Source organism: Streptomyces sp. CA-294286, assembly GCF_050947155.1.
Lineage (GTDB): Bacteria > Actinomycetota > Actinomycetes > Streptomycetales > Streptomycetaceae > Streptomyces.
Window position 1 is genome coordinate 249,786 of sequence record NZ_CP192005.1, and the last position, 17,345, is coordinate 267,130.

At 72.0% G+C, this 17,345-nt stretch carries 13 protein-coding genes; 9 read left to right on the plus strand and 4 right to left on the minus strand.

From position 1 onward, the window contains the following. The first annotated feature begins 239 nt into the window (after positions 1 to 239). The 4 genes from ACQPZG_RS06385 to ACQPZG_RS06400 all read left to right on the plus strand — a co-directional run bounded on the left by ACQPZG_RS06385 (position 240) and on the right by ACQPZG_RS06400 (position 6,243). Positions 240 to 1,325: an NAD-dependent epimerase/dehydratase family protein gene (locus ACQPZG_RS06385; protein ID WP_433544848.1), complete on the plus strand. Its 1,086-nt coding sequence runs from the start codon at positions 240 to 242 to the stop codon at positions 1,323 to 1,325. 73 nt (positions 1,326 to 1,398) lie between these two features. Next, positions 1,399 to 3,735, plus strand: coding sequence for a catalase (locus ACQPZG_RS06390; protein WP_433549284.1), 2,337 nt, complete (start codon positions 1,399 to 1,401; stop codon positions 3,733 to 3,735). 39 nt (positions 3,736 to 3,774) lie between these two features. Next, on the plus strand, positions 3,775 to 4,320 hold the full coding sequence (locus tag ACQPZG_RS06395; protein ID WP_433544849.1) for a nucleotide triphosphate diphosphatase NUDT15: 546 nt from the start codon (positions 3,775 to 3,777) through the stop codon (positions 4,318 to 4,320). 129 nt (positions 4,321 to 4,449) lie between these two features. Then, entirely contained in the window at positions 4,450 to 6,243 is a 1,794-nt protein-coding gene (locus ACQPZG_RS06400; RefSeq protein ID WP_433544850.1) for a hydroxysqualene dehydroxylase, read from the plus strand. A gap of 22 nt (positions 6,244 to 6,265) precedes the next feature. Here ACQPZG_RS06400 and ACQPZG_RS06405 read toward each other — a convergent pair whose 3' ends face one another. After that, a complete protein-coding gene (locus tag ACQPZG_RS06405) occupies positions 6,266 to 9,550 on the minus strand; it encodes an NACHT domain-containing protein (protein WP_433544851.1) in 3,285 nt (1,094 codons plus the stop codon). Positions 9,551 to 9,872: 322 nt separating this feature from the next. On the opposite strand from ACQPZG_RS06405, the gene ACQPZG_RS06410 reads away from it, so the two are divergent. From ACQPZG_RS06410 to ACQPZG_RS06420, 3 genes are all read left to right on the plus strand, one after another. Further along, positions 9,873 to 11,792, plus strand: coding sequence for a M64 family metallopeptidase (locus tag ACQPZG_RS06410; protein ID WP_433544852.1), 1,920 nt, complete (start codon positions 9,873 to 9,875; stop codon positions 11,790 to 11,792). 64 nt (positions 11,793 to 11,856) lie between these two features. Next, entirely contained in the window at positions 11,857 to 13,152 is a 1,296-nt protein-coding gene (locus ACQPZG_RS06415; RefSeq protein ID WP_433544853.1) for a VWA domain-containing protein, read from the plus strand. Between the two features lie 14 nt (positions 13,153 to 13,166). Continuing rightward, positions 13,167 to 13,961, plus strand: a complete 795-nt coding sequence (locus ACQPZG_RS06420) for a hypothetical protein (RefSeq protein ID WP_433549285.1) — start codon at positions 13,167 to 13,169, stop codon at positions 13,959 to 13,961. A 100-nt stretch (positions 13,962 to 14,061) separates the two neighbouring features. On the opposite strand, the gene ACQPZG_RS06425 is transcribed toward ACQPZG_RS06420, so the two are convergent. The 3 genes from ACQPZG_RS06425 to ACQPZG_RS06435 form a co-directional block, all read right to left on the minus strand. Next, positions 14,062 to 14,886, minus strand: coding sequence for an SAM-dependent methyltransferase (locus ACQPZG_RS06425; RefSeq protein ID WP_433544854.1), 825 nt, complete (start codon positions 14,884 to 14,886; stop codon positions 14,062 to 14,064). Between the two features lie 67 nt (positions 14,887 to 14,953). Next, the gene (locus ACQPZG_RS06430) at positions 14,954 to 15,169 is read right to left on the minus strand and encodes a DUF397 domain-containing protein (protein WP_185031593.1); all 216 of its coding nucleotides are present in this window, start codon (positions 15,167 to 15,169) and stop codon (positions 14,954 to 14,956) included. A gap of 122 nt (positions 15,170 to 15,291) precedes the next feature. Continuing rightward, positions 15,292 to 16,152 (minus strand): helix-turn-helix domain-containing protein, encoded by an 861-nt coding sequence (locus tag ACQPZG_RS06435; RefSeq protein ID WP_433544855.1) that lies wholly within the window; start codon positions 16,150 to 16,152, stop codon positions 15,292 to 15,294. A gap of 238 nt (positions 16,153 to 16,390) precedes the next feature. Here ACQPZG_RS06435 and ACQPZG_RS06440 point away from each other — a divergent pair, with 238 nt between their 5' ends. Both ACQPZG_RS06440 and ACQPZG_RS06445 read left to right on the plus strand, forming a co-directional pair. Then, positions 16,391 to 16,909, plus strand: coding sequence for an ATP-binding protein (locus ACQPZG_RS06440; RefSeq protein WP_433544856.1), 519 nt, complete (start codon positions 16,391 to 16,393; stop codon positions 16,907 to 16,909). Next, entirely contained in the window at positions 16,906 to 17,331 is a 426-nt protein-coding gene (locus ACQPZG_RS06445) for a hypothetical protein (protein WP_433544857.1), read from the plus strand. The genes ACQPZG_RS06440 and ACQPZG_RS06445 overlap by 4 nt, the downstream gene beginning before the upstream one ends. Positions 17,332 to 17,345: the final 14 nt, after the last annotated feature.

Sequence of the window (17,345 nt, forward strand, 5' to 3'; positions counted from 1 at the left end):
TCGGCGCGTGGCGTCCTCAGTGGTCCGATCTCGCGGGTGGCCGTTCGTCGGCATACGGTCGCTGGGCGACGCGTGCGGTGCGGTGGATGACCGCCCGCCGACGTTCAGGACCGGGCAGCTTTCGGATCCGCTCCCCCGCCGCAGGTGTAGGGGCGTGAAGTTCGGATACCCGCCCGCCCGACCGAGGATCGCCGGCGCAGGCCGGGGCCCGCCAGCCGCACGACGAGGGGAGCCGGACGATGAGCAAGCACGTGGTGGTCACCGGGGCGACGGGGAACGTGGGGACCAGCGTGATCCGTGCGCTGGGCGCGGACCCGGAGGTCGGCTCGGTGCACGGACTGGCCCGCCGGATTCCCGAGGTGAGTGAGCCCAGGACGACGTGGGTCCAGTCGGACCTGGGCGCGGCCGGCGACCCGGACAAGCACCCGGGGTCGGTGGACGAGCTGGCGAAGCTGTTCGAGGGCGCGGACGCGGTGATCCACCTGGCGTGGCTGTTCCAGCCCACGCACCGGCCCGAGGTCACCTGGCGCACGAACGTACTCGGCTCGATCCGGGTCTTCCAGGCGGCGGCCCGCGCCCGGGTGCCCGCCCTGATCCACGCCTCGTCGGTCGGCGCGTACTCGCCGGGCCCCAAGGACGTCGCGGTCGACGAGACCTGGCCGACGCACGGCTGGCCCGATGCCGCCTACTGCCGGGAGAAGGCGTATCTGGAACGCGTGCTGGACGTGCACGAACACCGGCATCCGGAGCAGCGGGTGGTGCGGATGCGGCCGGCGTTCCTGTTCAAGCAGGAGTCGGCGAGCGAGCAGCGGCGGCTGTTCGCGGGTCCGCTGCTGCCCCACCGTCTCGTGCGCCCCAAGGCGTTGCCCGTCGTGCCGGACATTCCGGGGCTGCGGGTGCAGGCGCTGCACACGGACGACGCGGCGCGCGCGTACCGGCTGGCGGTGCTGCGGGACGTGCGCGGCGCGTTCAACCTGGCGGCGGACCCGCCGGTGGACGCGCGGGTGCTGGCCGAGATGTTCGGGGCGAAGGTCGTACGGACGCCGAGCGCGGTGGCGCGCACGGCGCTGAGGGCGGGCTGGGGCGCCCGGCTGCTGCCCGCGTCGCCGCACCTGTTCGACGCGGTGCTGGGGCTGCCGCTGATGGACTGCACCCGGGCCGGGGAAGAGCTGGGCTGGGTGGCGGAGCGGACGTCCGTGCAGGTGCTGGAGGAGTTCCTGCACGGGTTGCGGCACGGCAGCGGCGGCAGCACTCCCCCGCTGGCCGAGAAGGTGCCGGGTGGTCGGGCCGGGGAGGCGGCGACCGGGATGGGGACCAGGCCCTGAGCCGCCCGTCGCGCCGAATCGGCCTACTTACCGTGATATATCACCGCGTGCGGGGTATCTAGATGCGGTGACCATGCAGGACGACCACGTGCAGCACGGAGGGAACACAGTGGACAAGCCCAACCCCGAGTCCGGCTCCAAGTCCAATCCGGTGAAGGAAGCCGCCGAGAAGGTGACCGAAGCCCTGCGCGGCGACTCGGGCGACGCGCGGGGTGCCATTCCCGGCCGCCCCGCCCCCGAGCCGCCGCAGGTGGACGAGCCGACGGAGGTGCGTCCGCCGCTGCCCCCCAAGCCGGATCAGCGCGGTCCCGCCACCGTGAGCCCGACCGGCGAGGCCACCGGTGTCGACCAGGACGTGGTGGCGCAGCGCGACGCGTACCTGACCACGGCGCAGGGCGCCCGGCTGTACGACACCGACCACTCCCTCAAGGCGGGCGAGCGCGGACCGACGCTGCTCCAGGACCACCACCTCCGCGAGAAGATCACCCATTTCGACCACGAGCGGATCCCGGAGCGGGTCGTGCACGCGCGCGGGGCCGCCGCACACGGCGTGTTCCAGGGGTACGGGACGGCCGCCTCGATCACGAAGGCGGCGTTCCTGGGGAAGGACGTGGAGACGGAGGTCTTCGTCCGGTTCTCCACGGTGCTGGGCTCCCGCGGCTCCGCGGACACGGTGCGCGACACCCGCGGGTTCGCGACGAAGTTCTACACCCATGAGGGCACCTTCGACCTGGTCGGCAACAACATCCCGGTGTTCTTCATCCAGGACGCGATCAAGTTCCCGGACATCATCCACGCCGGCAAGCCGCACCCGGACCGGGAGATCCCGCAGGCGCAGAGCGCGCACGACACGTTCTGGGACTTCGTCACCCTGCACACCGAGGCCACCCACCACACCCTGTGGAACATGTCCGACCGGGGCATTCCGCGCTCGTACCGGATGATGGAGGGCTTCGGCGTCCACACCTTCCGCCTGGTGAACGCCGAGGGTGGCACCACTCTCGCGAAGTTCCACTGGAAGCCGAAGCTGGGCGTGCACTCCCAGGTGTGGGAGGAGGCGCAGATCACCGGCGGCATGGACCCCGACTTCCACCGCCGGGACCTCGCGGACGCGATCGAGGCGGGCGCGTACCCGCAGTGGGAGCTGGGCGTCCAGGTCTTCCCGGACAACCCGGAGCAGGTCTTCGAGGGCATCGACCTCCTGGACCCGACCAACCTGGTTCCGGAGGAGCTGGCCCCGGTGCAGCCGATCGGTCTGCTCACCCTCAACGCCAACCCCACGAACTACTTCGCCGAGACGGAGCAGGTCGCCTTCCACCCGGGGCACCTGGTTCCCGGCATCGACATCACCGACGACCCGCTGCTCACCGGCCGTCTCTTCTCCTACCTCGACACGCAGATCACCCGTCTCGGCGGGCCCAACTTCGGCCAGCTGCCGATCAACCGTCCGCACGCCCCGGTCAACGACATGCTGCGGGACGGCATGCACCAGACCGCCGTGCACAGCGGTGCCGCGCCGTACAAGCCCAACTCGCTCGACGGCGGCTGCCCGTTCATGGCGGGCGAGGACGTCTCCGCGTACGTGGAGGTGCCGCAGGCGGTCGCGGCGGGCCGCAAGGTGCGCCAGGCGCCGGCCTCCTTCGCGGACCACTTCAGCCAGCCGCGGCGGTTCTGGCTGAGCATGACGCCGGTGGAGCGCGAGCACATCATCGCGGCGTACACCTTCGAGCTGAACAAGTGCTACGAACAGGCCATCAAGGAGAGGGCGTTGAAGGTCCTCGCCAACATCGACCCGGAGCTGTGCCAGGAGGTGGCGACCGGGCTGGGCCTGCCCGCGCCGGAGCCCACGGAGCCGCTCGCGTCCGTCGAGCCGAGCCCGGCCCTCTCGCAGGTCGGCGGGACCTGGCCGACGGACGGCAGGATCATCGGCATCGTGGCCGGCCCGGACGGTGACCTGGCCGGGCTGCGGGCCGTGCGGCAGGCGGTCCTGGACGCGGACATGGTGCCGCTGGTGATCGCTCCGGCGGGCGGCAAACTGGACGACGGCCGGGGCGAGCCGGTCACCGTGCAGCGGACGTTCACGACGGCACGCTCGATCGAGTTCGACGCGATCCTGCTGGCGGGCACGCCGCAGGCCGGCGCGGACGCGTTCGGGGCGCGCGACGCCAAGGCCGACGAGCTGTCGACGGTGACGACCGACCCGCGGGTGCTGCTGCTGGTCTCCGAGGCGTACCGGCACGGCAAGGCGATCGGCGGCTGGAGCGGTGCACTGCCGGTCCTTGAGGCGGCGGGCGTGCCGGACCTGGCGCCGGGCGTGGTGCTGGGCGACGACGGCGGCGAGGTCCTGCGGACGATCACCGGGCTGCTGGCGAAGCACCGCGTGTGGGAGAGGTTCCCGGCGGGCGCCTGAGGCCGGAAGCCGGTGGGGCCCGGGGTAGTGTCGCTGGTCATGAGTACTGCACGACCCGCCGACGCCCCGGGCCCCACCGGCGGTTCGCGCACCACGGCCTCCCCCGCCCCGGGCTCCGTCGCCGACCTGCCTGCCCGCACCTTTCCCGCCCCGAACTCGCTCGTCGGCGTCGGCGTGATCGTCCTCGACGCGACCGGCCGGGTGCTGCTCGGTCTCGCGCACAACGGCGCCTGGGAACTTCCCGGCGGCAAGGTGGACCCCGGCGAGAGCTTCGAGCAGACGGCGGCGCGCGAACTGGCCGAGGAGACGGGCCTGTCCGTGTCCGCCGACACGGTACGGATCGTGGCGCTCGTGATGGAGGGCGCGTACGGCCTGAACAGGATCTCGGCGGCGGCGGTGACCCGGGTGCCGGAGGGGGTCGCCCGGGTCACGGAACCGGACAAGATCGTACGGTGGGAGATGTTCGCGCCCGACGAGATTCCCGGCGCTCTGTTCACCCCGTCGGCGGCGGTGCTGCGGGCGTGGCGCCCGGAGCTGACGCTGCCGCGCACGGACTCGTACCGCTACCGGGTGAGCAGCGGCTGACCGTCGCACATCGGCCATTCAACTCCCCCCGTCCCCCCGCGTGTTGACGGATGTCTTCCATGACGGGCGGGGTCGTCCTATGCTCCTGCGACCCACGTTGCGGTTACCACTGGTAAGGGGCTGGGGCAGATGGATCAAAACCGTACGGCCGAAACTCCCGCGGGCACCTCCCGTCGTACGTTCGTGGCGGGCGCGGCGACGATCGGCGGGGCCGCCGCGCTCGGGACGCTCCCGGTCGGCAGCGCTCGGGCCGCCGACCGGGGCGCGCCCTCGGTCGCCGTGCTCGGCGGCGGTGTGGCGGGCCTGACAGCGGCGCACGAACTCGCCGAACGCGGCTTCCGGGTCACCGTGTACGAGAGACGGGCGCTCGGCGGCAAGGCGCGCAGCATGGACGTCCCCGACAGCGCGCGCGGCGGGCGCGGAGCACTGCCCGCCGAGCACGGCTTCCGCTTCATCCCCGGCATCTACCACAACCTGCCGGACACGATGCGCCGCATCCCCTTCCGCGGCAACGCCAACGGCGTGTGGGACAACCTCGTCGCCCCGCCCGAGATGATGTTCGCCCGGTCCAACGGCCGCGAGGACCTGCGGATGCCGATCCCGTGGCCGGGCCACCAGCCGCCCGGCCTCGACCTCGACGACATCCGCCGCATGCTGACGGGCCTGCTGCAGACCGCCCTCCACCTGCCGCTCCACGAGATCACCTACTTCGTGAACCGGGCCCTCGTCTTCCTCACCAGCTGCGACGAGCGCCGCGACAGCACGTGGGAGAGGACCCCCTGGTGGGACTTCGTCCGCGCGGCCCGGATGTCGAAGGAGTACCAGCGGATCCTCGCCGTCGGCGTCACCCGCAACATCGTCGCCACGAAGGCGGAGGAGGCAAGCACGCGCACGGTCGGCACACTGGGCGAGGCGTTCGTCTTCAACCTCCTCGGCCAGGGCGCGGACGGCCCGCCCGACCGCATCCTCAACGCCCCGACGAACGAGGCGTGGATCGACCCGTGGGAGTCCCACCTGAAGAAGCTGGGCGTTGACTTCCGGATCGGCTGGACGGTACGGGAGATGAAGACGGCGGGCGGCCGGATCAGTGCGGCCGTCATCGAGGACCCGACGGGCGCACCTCGATCCGTCGTCGCCGACCACTACGTCTGCGCCATGCCCGTCGAACACGCGCGCCGCACGTGGAACTCCGACATGCGCGCCCTGGAACCGCAGTTGGCGCGGGCGGACAAGCTCGTCACGGACTGGATGACGGGTATCCAGTTCTATCTGACCGAGCGCCCGAAGATGGTCGACGGGCATGTGAACCTCATCGACTCGCCGTGGTCGCTGACCGCCATCGCCCAGGCGGGCCACTGGCCGGGACGCGACTTTCCGGCCGACTACGGCGACGGGGTCGCGGTGGAGTGCCTGTCGGTGGACATCTCCGAGTGGGACAGGCCGGGGATCCTCTACGGGAGGACGGCCAAGCAGTGCACCCGGGAGGAGGTGGCGAAAGAGGTGTGGGCGCAGCTGAAGGCCGCACTCAACGACACGGGCAGGACGGTCCTGCGGGACGGCGCTCTGCACTCGTGGTTCCTGGACCCGGGCGTCGACGGACTCGGCACGCCGAACCCGACGAACGAGGACGAGCTGCTGATCCACCCGTGCGGGACGCTGCACAACCGTCCGACGGCGAGAACCGCCCTCCCCAACTTCTACCTGGCCGGGGACTACGTGGCCGTGGACATCGACCTGGCGACCATGGAGGGCGCGAACGCGGCGGCCCGCGCGGCGGTCAACGCGCTGCTGGACCGCGAGGGCTCTGCCGCGCCCCGCTGCACGGTGCGGGCGCTGCACAGGATCCCGGCGGTGGAGAACCTGAAGCGGCACGACAGGACGCGGTGGCGGCTGGGACTGCGGAACGCGCTGGACGTGGGGTAGGGGACGGGGCGCGGGCCGGGGCTCAGCCGTGGTCCGCGCCGTAGACCCGTGACCTGAAGCTCGCGGTGTACATCTCGTCCGCCTCCAGGCAACGCAAAGCCGGGCCTGCCGAGACCTCAACCACCCACTGGTGCACATCAACCGGCCTCGTCGCGCTGCCGAACGCGTGCAGTGTGCGGACGAGAACCCTGATCAGCGCCCACTCCTCGTTCGTGGGGTTCTCCCGGCCGTCTCCGTCCGCCTCGTCGAGTCTGCCCACCGCGATTCTCGCCATGGTCTCCACGAGTGCGCCCGACGCGACTCCCGAAGCGGCCAGCAGCACCTCGGCCACCACCTCCACCGGCAGCCGGGACGCGTCCGTGCGCAGCTGGGCCAGCACCAGTGCGGTGACGCGATGCCCGAAAGGCGCGTCGCGGTGCCGGGCGTGGTCGAGGAGGAGAGTGCACCGCAGATAGTGCCCGGCCAGTTCCGCGTCCGTTGCCTCCAGACTGCTCAGGAGCCACAGCTCCGTCAGGTCGTGCGCGTACGACGCGGCCGTGCCGCCCCGCGCTTCGCCGAAGAAGCTCGTGACAGCCGCCCCGAAGTGCCGGAACATCGGATCCACCGCGTGCCGGACGATCGAGTCGTTGGTTCCGCCCGCGACCCCCATCTTGTGCTGGATGTCGGACCAGTACGCCCGCGACCACGAGCGCTCTCCCTCATAGGTGTCGCTGCCCGGCGGATGACGGAACACCCAGTACGGGTCGATGGCCTGCGCGGTGGGCTCGTCGCCGGTCCGCCGCTCCACCGTCAGCTCCCGGCGCTCGTCCGCCCACCCGCGCCGTACCTCCAGCGCGAGCGCGAAGTCCGTCCACTCCTGTTCCGTCAGGGCGGAACGCCACAGCTGGGTGCGGTGCCACCAGATGCCCGCCGGATCGGCCGCTTCCGGGAAGAGCCGGCTCGTGGTGACGCTCCCCCGCAGCAGCACGGTCATCAGGATGAGGTTCGCCTCGTACTTGCCGTGCCGGGCAGCCGTCGCCCGCCGGATCGGCCGGTAGTCGGCGTACTGGTGCGCCCCGCGCTCGCGCGCGTCCTCCATCACCGTGACGAGCAGGTCGGCGAGGCGTTGGCGGTCGGCCTCCGGCAGCCGCGCCAGCCGGGCTTCGACGAAACGCAGCATCTGCCGTGAGGCGAGCAGGCTGTACGACAGCAGCGCGTACAGCAGGTCGTCGTCGACGCTCGCCCGGCCCAGCGCCAGTGCGGGGCGCTGCCCGAGCAGCCCGGACAGGACCTGCACGGCGAGCCGCGCAGCCAGGTACTCGCCGAAGGTGGCGTGCAGGAACTCGTAGGTGACGAGCTGCTGTTCGTCCTGGAGGGCCTGTGCGCGCTGCACGAAGAAGAACCGGCCGAGGGCGATCTCCGCCTGGCCGAGCGGAGCCCTGAAGTCGGCGGACCGCAGGTCGGGGCGGCCGAGCAGCGCGGCGAGGTCCCGGTCGAGTTCGTCGGTGGTGATCCACTGGCGGCGCCGGTTGAAAATGCCGAAGGCGATCAGGGAGAGGCGCTGGAGTTCGCGTTCGGTGTGTTCGGCCAGCAGACGTTCGTCCAGGCCCTCGCCGGACTTGCCTATCTCGCGGACCGCGAAGGAGGTCAGCAGTTCCTCGTAGAGGTCCGCCGCGCCCAGCGGCTCGCCGCTGTCGGCGTCCTGCTGGAGCGCGTTGTCGGTCGCGTCGTAGAGGGCGAGCATCAGCAGGAGCAACGGCTGGGAGGCGAGTTCGCTGTGCCGGCCCGCCACCTCGGCGGAGAGCGGTCGCAGGCCCCGGCCGGTGAAGTGGGGGGCGTTGAGCTCGTTCCAGACGTCCAGCCAGCGTGCGACGTGCGTCTCGCGGAAGGGCTCCAGCCGCAGGGCGACGGTGCCGTCGGGGCAGCGGGCCCGGTCGGCGACGGCGGTTCTGCTGGTGACCAGCGCGTGGACGGGCCGGCCCTGGTCGGCCTCGCGCTGCTGGAACCTGGCGATCCGCAGCAGGTAGTCGGTCTGGCTGACACCGGTCGCCTGCAACAGCTCGTCGAAGCCGTCGAACAGCAGCACCGGGACCGCGCCCTCCGCCGACCGCACCAGTTCGGTCCACGAGACCCGCTCGCCGGTGGCCAGCCGCACCGCGTGCTCGATCTGGTCCTGTACGTCGTCCTCGGCGCGGATCTCCCGGAGGACGACGCGGACGGGCAGGAACCCGGTGCCGGGGAGTCTCGCCGCCAGGATCTTCGTCAGGACCGACTTGCCCGCGCCCGGCTGGCCGAGCACCAGCAGCGGGGTGGTGGCGGACCCGAGCGAGGTCAGGGACGCGGCGAGGAACTCGGTGAGGTCCGAGCGTACGGGCACCTCCTCCCACCACTCCTCCCCGGCCGGACCGCTGCTCTCGCCCACCACGTGGGCGACCCGGAAGTCCGGGTCGACGTAGCCCTCGACGAGGGTCGGCAGGGCGAGGCCGCTGGGGGCCCTCCCCTCGGAGAGGATCGCTTTGCCCAGGGCCGCCCGGTATCCGGCGGTCAGCCCGGCGGCGGCGTGGCCGAGGGAGGGCACGGCGGCGAGACCGGAGAGGGCGGAGCGGATGCCGGCCAGGGACCGGCGTACCTCGTGCCGGGTCGCCCGGTGCTCCATCTGACCGGACCAGAAGCCGAATTCGGGCACCTCCAGGGCGAGGCGGCCGAACAGTTCCTCGTAGCGCTCCACCGCCCGCCGGTCGAGGTCGCGGAGGGTGGACTCCGCCCGGGACCGTTCGCTCTCGTCCAGCCGGTCCCACACCGCGAGGCCGCGCAGGAACTCCCAGAGCTTGTGCCCCGGTACCCCGTACCACCTGTAGAGCTGTCGCAGGGTCTGCTCGAAGGGCTGCGTCGGGTTCGGCTGCGGGATCCCCGTGGACAGCAGCGCGCGGACGAAGGTGCCCGCCGTCCCGTCGCCGTCCCCGTCGGCGAGGGCGATCTGCTCGCTGCGGGTCAGTTCCAGCTCGGCGAGTGCGAAGGGGAGGTCGGCCTCCGCGGCCGCTTCGAAGAACGCCGTGATCACCAGTACCGCGTGCGCCGCCGCGATCTTCTCGGTGCGTTCGGCCCGCTCGGACGGTCGCAGCCGGTCCCGCAGCCCGGCCGTCAGGTCCCGCCCGAGGCGCAGCAACCGCCCCTGGGCGCCGAACAGTCCGAGGACCACGTCGCTCGTGCCCCCCGTGGCCATGGACAGCGCTCCGCCCAGCGCCCGGTCCGCCGCTGTCAGTGCCTCGCTGTCGCCGCCCAGGATCGCCACGGCGTCCCGGTAACTCAGAAGTCGTCGTCCCCGCATGGTCAAGATGTAGCACGCAGCACTGCCGGAGCCGCCCGGCCTCCACAATTCGCGTGACGAACCGGTGCGTTCGCGCCTGTCGCGGTGCCACGAAAATTTCCGGCGTCCCCCGCCCCCGCACGGCAGCACCCCGTACCGCGGCGTCCTGCGGTGGGACAGCCGAGCGTCCTGGCCGCCGCACGCGGTGAGGGGTGGACGGACCCGATGCCCGCGAACGTACGACGGGACGGTGCATTCTTCGCCGCCTCCGCTTCCCGAACGCAGCTCTTGCGCAACAGGGGCCTCTTTACGCCCAGTTGGCCTCGGTCGTACGCTCCCGGCCATGCGACCCATGCGATCCTCGCGCGCCGACAGGAGATCCGCGCTCCTGGCCACGGCGGCCGTGCTCCTCGCCGCCTGCCTCACCACGACCGTCACCCCTCCCCCGGCACGCGCCGCCGACCGCGCTCCCGCCGCCCCGGCGGACGCCGCGGTCGTCCCCGTGCAGACCACCGGGCCCGCCGACAAGCGCTTCAACCTCGTCGTCCTCGGCGACGGCTACACCGCCGCCGAACTCCCCAAGTTCCGTGCGGACGTCGAGAAGCACATGAACGTGCTGTGGAGCATCGAGCCGTTCGCCTCCTACCGCTCGTACATCAACGTGTGGGCGGTCCAGACGCCCTCCGCCGAGTCCGGGGTCGACTGCGACCCGGGCCTCACCGACGCCCGCCGTGACACACCGCTCGACATGGCGTTCTGGGGCGGCTGCAACCCGGGCAGCGTGCAACGGCTGCTGACCGTCGACACGAGGAAGGCGGACGCCGCCGCCGATCTCGTACCGGGCACCAGGGGCGCCAACCGGCAGATCGTCGCCCTCGCCAACAGCGAGACCTACGGAGGCGCGGGCGGCGCCTGGGCCACCGCCTCCGGCGGGAACGCCCTCTCCGCCCTCATCACCCCGCACGAGATCGGCCACTCCCTCGGCAGGCTCGACGACGAGTACGACTACTACGGGCGCGGCGTCCCCGGCGGCACGTACCGGGGCGGCGAGCCGGATTCGGCCCACCACACTCTGCTCACCGAAGCACAGATGCGTGCCGAGCAGCGGAAGTGGTGGCGCTGGCTCGGCGAGGAGAGCCTCTCCGGCGGGCGCATCGGCCGTCACGAGGGCGGCCTGTACTCCACCAAGGGCGTCTGGCGGCCGAGCAAGCACTCGATGATGAAGACCCTCGGCTACGACTTCGACCAGGTCGAGCGCGAGGTGATGACCCGGGCGATCGCGAACAAGGTGAACCTGGTGCAGGACCACACCCCGAACACCGCGGCCCTCGGCGCCGACCGCACCGTCTGGGTGGACACCCTGCACCCGGTGGGCGGCGCGCTGGAGGTGGTCTGGCGGCTGGACGGCAAGGAGGTGCCGCGCACCCGCGGCGCGCGAAGTCTGGACCTGAGGCGGCTGCCCGTCGGCAGGGGTCCGCACACCCTGACCGCCACCGTCACCGATCCGACCCCCTTCGTACGGGACCCGGCGGTGCGCGCGTCCGCCGCGCTGACCCGTACCGTGAGCTGGACGGTGGACCGTACGGTGCGCACCCGGCACACCGAGGGACGGGCGCGGTTCACCGGGTACACCGACACCGACAGGCCGGTCGGCGCACGCTCCGTCGTGTACGCCGACACCTCCCACCCGAGCACCCGGCGCTCTCCCGCCGTCCGCTGGACCCTCGACGGGCGGCCCGTCGCCACCGGTCCCGGCAACGACCGCGATCTCGACCTGAGCAAGCTCCGCCTGACCGGCGGCCGCACGCACACCCTCAAGGCCCGCACCGGCGACTCCGTGCTGACGTGGACCGTCGACGCGACGCAGGCCACCACCTCGTACGCGCTCTCCGAGCCGCTGCGCACGGTGCAACGGCCCGGTAGGCCGGTCGAGTACGTCTACGACGGAGCGTTCACGATGAAGCTGAGCGCGACGGACGACCAAGGGGGCGCGACCGTCTCGCAGTTCCGGGTCAACGGGGACGGCTGGTACACGTACTACGGCTGGCCGACGGACGCCGACGCCCCATGGCGCTTCACACCGTCGGGCACGAACGTCGACGATCTCGTGTACGGCAAGCTCGGCACGCCGCGTCTGGTGCCGTGGGACGACGCGACGCCCGAGTACCGCACGCACACCGTCGAGTACCGCACCATCGACGCGGCGGGGAACATAGCGCCCGCGAAGAAGTTCCTGGTCACGCTGACACCGCCGCGGCCGTAGGTCTCCTTGGCCTCGGCGGGGCCCCGTTTTGTGCATGGCTGACGATCTTTCATAGGATCCGGCGATGATCACAAGGAAACGACTGGCGGCCGGAGCGTGCGGCACACTGCTCGCCGCTCTGGCCGCCGGGCTGCTGCCTGCTCCCGCTGCCGCCGCCGACGACCGGCTGGACACGACGGAGGGGGCGCCCAAGGAGGCCCCCAAGGTCGAACTCGTCCTGGACGTCAGCGGTTCGATGCGGGCCCGGGACATCGACGGGCAGTCCCGGATGGCCGCCGCCAAGCAGGCCTTCAACGAGGTGCTGGACGCCACGCCCGAGGACGTCCGCCTGGGAATACGGACGTTGGGCGCCGATTACGCGGGCACCGACAAGCAGCTCGGCTGCAAGGACACCCGGCAGCTCTACCCCGTCGGCACACTCGACCGGACCGAGGCCAAGGCGGCCGTCGCCACGCTCGCCCCCACCGGCTTCACCCCGGTCGGGCCGGCGCTGCTCGGCGCGGCGAAGGACCTGGAGGGCGGCGACGCCACCCGGCGGATCGTGCTCATCACGGACGGCGAGGACACCTGCGGTCCCCTCGACCCGTGCGTCGTGGCGCGCGAGATCGCCGCGAAAGGCACCAGCCTGGTGATCGACACGCTCGGCCTGGTGCCGAACGCGAAGATCCGCCAGCAGCTCACCTGCATCGCCGAGGCGACCGGCGGCACCTACACCGCCGTGCAGCACAAGGACCAGCTCTCCCAGCGCGTGAAGCAGTTGGTGGAGCGGGCGGCCGACCCGGTGGTGACGCCGGTCGCCACCAAGGGGGGCGCCTCGTGCGCCCACGCGCCGACGCTGGGCGCCGGCCTGTACACCGACCGGGAGAAGTTCGGCGAGCACCGCTGGTACCAGGTGTCGGTGAAGCCCGGCCAGGAGTTGCGCGCGTCGGTGAGCGTCGGCGCGGACCGGGCGGTCCACAACGACTACGGGGTGCTGCTGCGCGCCTCCACGCTGAGCGGTCGCGAGATCGTGCGCGGCCAGGAGTCCGGCGACGGGCGCACGGACGTGATCTCGTCCGGGCTGCGCTACCCCAAGGCGGACGTCGACGTCGAGAAGGGTCAGGAACCGCCGGCCGAGACGGTGTGCCTGCGGGTGAGCAGTTCGTTCTCCGCCCCGCCGTCGGTGAAGACCGACCCGGGTCTGCCGGTGGAGCTGTCCATCGATCTGGTGGACTCCCCTTCGAACGCCTCCGACGTCGCGTCCTTCGGGCTCGGACACGGCTGGTGGCTGCTGGGCGTGCTGGCGCTCGTCGGGCTGCTCGCCGGGCTGGTCCTCGGCTGGGTGTCACGCTGGCGCGTCGCGGTCTGGAGGACCAACTAGTGCGTATCACACGAGTGTTGACCACTGCGCTGCTCGCCGGAGCGCTTCTCGGGGGTAGCGCTGCGGCGGCGGTCGCGGACGAGAGTCCGTCCCCGTCGCCGAGCACGGACGCCGCGGCCCCCACGGAAGCCGGTACGTCCTTCCGTACGGCCGCCGCGGTCCGGCCCGGTCAGCTCGCCACCGCGGGCGCGTCCACCGGCGACTACCTGTACTGGGTGTTCCCGGCCGACGCGGGCCAGAACGCGACCGTACGGGCGGAGGTCGCGCTGCCCCCGTCCGCTCAGCGCCACGGGGCGCAGACCTGGCAGCTGGACGTGTACGACGGTCTGCGCAGGCGGCAGGCGTGCACGTACGGCGCGTCGACGGCGACCGCGCAGAAGGACGCGGAGTCGGTGGAGCTGGCGTGCCACCTGCGTACGGTACGGGCCTGGGCGGAGCAGTCGTCCAACGACCCGTTGCCCGGCTCGTACTACGTGCGGCTGACGGTGACCGGGCTGGCCGACGACGACCTCGGGCTCCCGGTGCGTACCGAAGTGCGGGCGGACGTCGCGGACGCGGGCGGGGCACGGGCGGTCGACGGGTCGCTGACCGCACCGCTGGTGCCGGGGGCGAGCACCGCGGAGGACGTGAAGCAGCCGAAGCAGGCGGCGGCCGCCGCGGCGCCGGAGGACGGCTGGGCGTCCGGCATCTGGTCGTCCCGGTGGATCTGGACGGCCGCGGGCGCGGCGCTGGCCGCGCTGACGGGCCTGGCGGGGTATGCGCTGACGCGAGGTGCGGGGCGCCCCTCACGAGTGCCTCCGTCCGCCTGACGGCCACTCAGCACGCCGGTGGCGCGGGGGGATTCGGGACCCTCGCGCCACCTGCCGGGCCGGGCGTCCGGCGACTGTCCGCGCGCCGCCTCGCAACCGCTCAGACCTTGCGGGCCACGCCCACCCAGCCCGGGATCGGGTCGTCGCCGGCGACCGGGACGGGCTCGCCCAGTTCCGGTCGCCATTCGGCGGACAGGGAGACGCCGGGCTCGACCAGTTCGTAGCCCTCGAAGAAGCGGGCGACCTGTTCGCGGGTGCGCGGCTGGAGGGTCAGGCCGCGCGCCTTGTACATGGCGGCGGCCTTGTCCGCACCCTCCGGGTCGAAGTCGCGGGCGACGTGCGTCAGGACGAGGTAGCTGCCGCTCGCCAGGCGGTCCATGAGGCTGCGCACGATGTCGTAGGCACCCTCCTCGTCGCCGATGAAGTGCAGCAGCGCGACCAGGGAGAGCGCGAGGGGACGCTCGAAGTCGAGGGTCTTTCCCGCGTGTTCGAGGATCGCCGCGGGTTCGCGGGCGTCGGCCTGGATGTACTCCGTGGCGCCCTGCGGGGTGCTGCGCAGGAGGGCTTCCGCGTGGGCGAGCACGATGGGGTCGTTGTCGCAGTAGACGATGCGCGCGTCGGGGGCGATGCCCTGAGCGACCTGGTGGAGGTTGGGTTCGGTGGGGATCCCGGTTCCGATGTCGAGGAACTGGCGGACGCCGTTCTCGGCGAGCCAGCGGGTGGCCCGGTGCATCACCGCGCGGTTGACGCGGGCCATGTCCCGTCCGCGTGGATCGAGTTGCAGGAGCTGCTTGGCCATCTCCTCGTCGACCGGGTAATTGTCCTTCCCGCCGAGGAACCAGTCGTACATCCGGGCCGGGTGCGGCTTGCTGGTGTCGATCACGACGGATGCGGAGCTGCCGGTGGTGCGGTCCTGCCCGGTCATGGTTCTCTCCTCGGAGTCACGTGGCACAAGGGAAGGCGGGTGTGCGGGGGCATCGGACGGTACCGCGTCACGTCAGCAGAAAGTCCGCCTTGCCGGACTTCGCCCCCTGGATGAAGGCGGCGATCTCGCCGGGGGTGTAGATGAGCGCGGGGCCTTCGGGGTCGGCCGACTGGCGTATGGCGACCCGGCCGTCGGCGAGCTTCATGGTTTCGACGCAGTTGCCGCCGTTGCCGCCGCTCCAGGGCTTGGACCAGCCCTCGGCGGGCAGGTCGCCGGCGGGCATGCCGTTGTAGATGCGGTGGCCCGGCCGGTGGTCCGCACGCCGTTCGGAGCGGCGGTCGGCAGCGCGGTCGGCCGGACGGTCGACGCCGCGGCCGGCACGGGGGGTGCGGGACATTGTGGGGTTCAGAGCTCCTTGCGGAAATCCGCGAGGATCTCCTTGGTGCGTGGTGCGGTGGCGGCCTGCGCCGCCATGCGGTCCATGACTTCGAGGTGGGTCGCCACTTCGAGGCGCGCGTCGAGGTACACGGCGCCCGTCAGGTACTCGCTGTAGACCATGTCGGGGAGTTCCGGCACGGCGAACCGGAACAGGACGAAGGGCCCGTACGTACCCGGGTGCGGCCCGGCGGCGAACTCCGCGAGCTGCAGGGTGACGTGCGGCAGGTCGGCCACGTCGAGGAGCCGGTCCAGCTGGGCGCGCATCACGTCCGGGCCGCCCGCCGGACGGCGCAGCACCGTCTCGTCCATGATCGCCCACAGGGTCGGGGCATTGGGTCCCGTGAGCAGCGCCTGGCGTTCCATGCGCAGGGCGACGTGCCGTTCCACGTCCTCGGGGCGGGTCTGGCCGATGGCGCCGGTACGCATGACCGCGCGGGCGTAGTCCTCGGTCTGGAGCAGTCCCGGTACGAAGTGCGGGTCGTAGGACCTGACGAGGGAGGCGGCGCCCTCCAGGCTCACGTACATGCTGAACCAGTCGGGCAGGATCGAGTGGAAGCGCTGCCACCAGCCGGGCCGGTTGGCCTCCTGGGTCAGCTCGACGAAGGCGTCGCAGTCCTCGTCGCTGCTTCCGTACGCCTTGAGCAGCAGCTGCACGTAGGGGATCTTGAGGGTGACCTCGGCGGTCTCCATCCGGCGGACGGTCGCAGGTGCGACGTGCAGCACCTTGGCCGCCTGGTCGCGCGTCATGCCCGCGCGTTCGCGCAGGTCTTGGAGCCGCTTGCCGAGCACGACCTGTCCGACGGTCGGGGCGGACCGCGGTTCACTCATCGATAGCCTCCCCGTAACTGACCGTGACTGATTCGGCGTTGTGCTCTACGTGCTGTTGCGAAGCAGTGTGCCACGCGTTCTCGATCTCCGAAACGGCACTCTGAAATTTTCAGAGTGCCTCTTGCCAAGTGAAGTGGACAGAGGGAGAGTTGCACCGTGAACTGGTTCATGCGGCTGCCGCGCACCGCACCGGGGGAGGCGGTGTGCGGCGGCCGCTCCCCATGGTGAGGATGCGGTCGTGGTACCTGGCTCCACGCTCTTTCCCCAGGTCATGGGCCCGCATCAAGGGGCTCGTGTCCGGCGGTACGGTTTCGCCCTGCCCGCATGTCCGGAGTCCGTCGTACGCGCACGGCATCTGACGACCGACCGGCTGGCCTACTGGGGCCTGTTCGGACAGCTGGGCGACACGGCGGCCCTGGTCGTCTCGGAACTGGTCACCAATGCGGTGATCCACACGGCGAGCGAGCGGTTCCGCTGTGAACTCACCGACAGCGAAGGGCGGCTGAGGATCTCCGTCCACGACGAGGGCGCGTGCCCGGAGGGGCCGCATCTGGACCGCTCGGCGCGGGCCGCGAGCGAGTCGACCGCGAGCGAGCACGGGCGCGGCCTGCTGCTCGTCGACGCGGTGTGCGACACCTGGGGCTCGCAGGAGCACGAGGGTCCCGGTCCGGACGGCGGACGTACCGTGTGGGCGGAACTCACCCACGGCTGTTCCCCCCGGGACGAAGCGGTCACGTCCGGCAGCGGGCCGCGATGAGCCACCGTCTCGCCGACCGGCTGACCCGGATGCGCCGCACCGGTGCGGGTAGCGGTGCGGGCGGCCCGTCCCGTCTGCTGCTGCCGCCCGCCCTCGACCACACCCCGCTCGGCTGCGACGCGGTGGGGCTGCCCGCCCACTACGGGCAGCGGCTGCTGGACCAGCTGTCCCGGCCGGGCTGTGTGTTCGCCGACGGGGACCTGTGGTGGTGGATCGTCCCCTCCGGTTCCGACCTCGGCCTGCCCTGGCCGGACCCCGCGCGGTACGCGGCGGAGGCGCGCGTCCCGGCCTCCCGGCCCCGCCTCGTCCACACGCCGCAGGGCCCGGCCCCCTACACCCCGCCCATCCCCCTCTACCTGATGGTCTGCCGCCTGGCGGGAACGGCGCCGGCCTGGTCGGACGGCCTGACGGCACCTGCCTGACCTGCGCTTTTGCT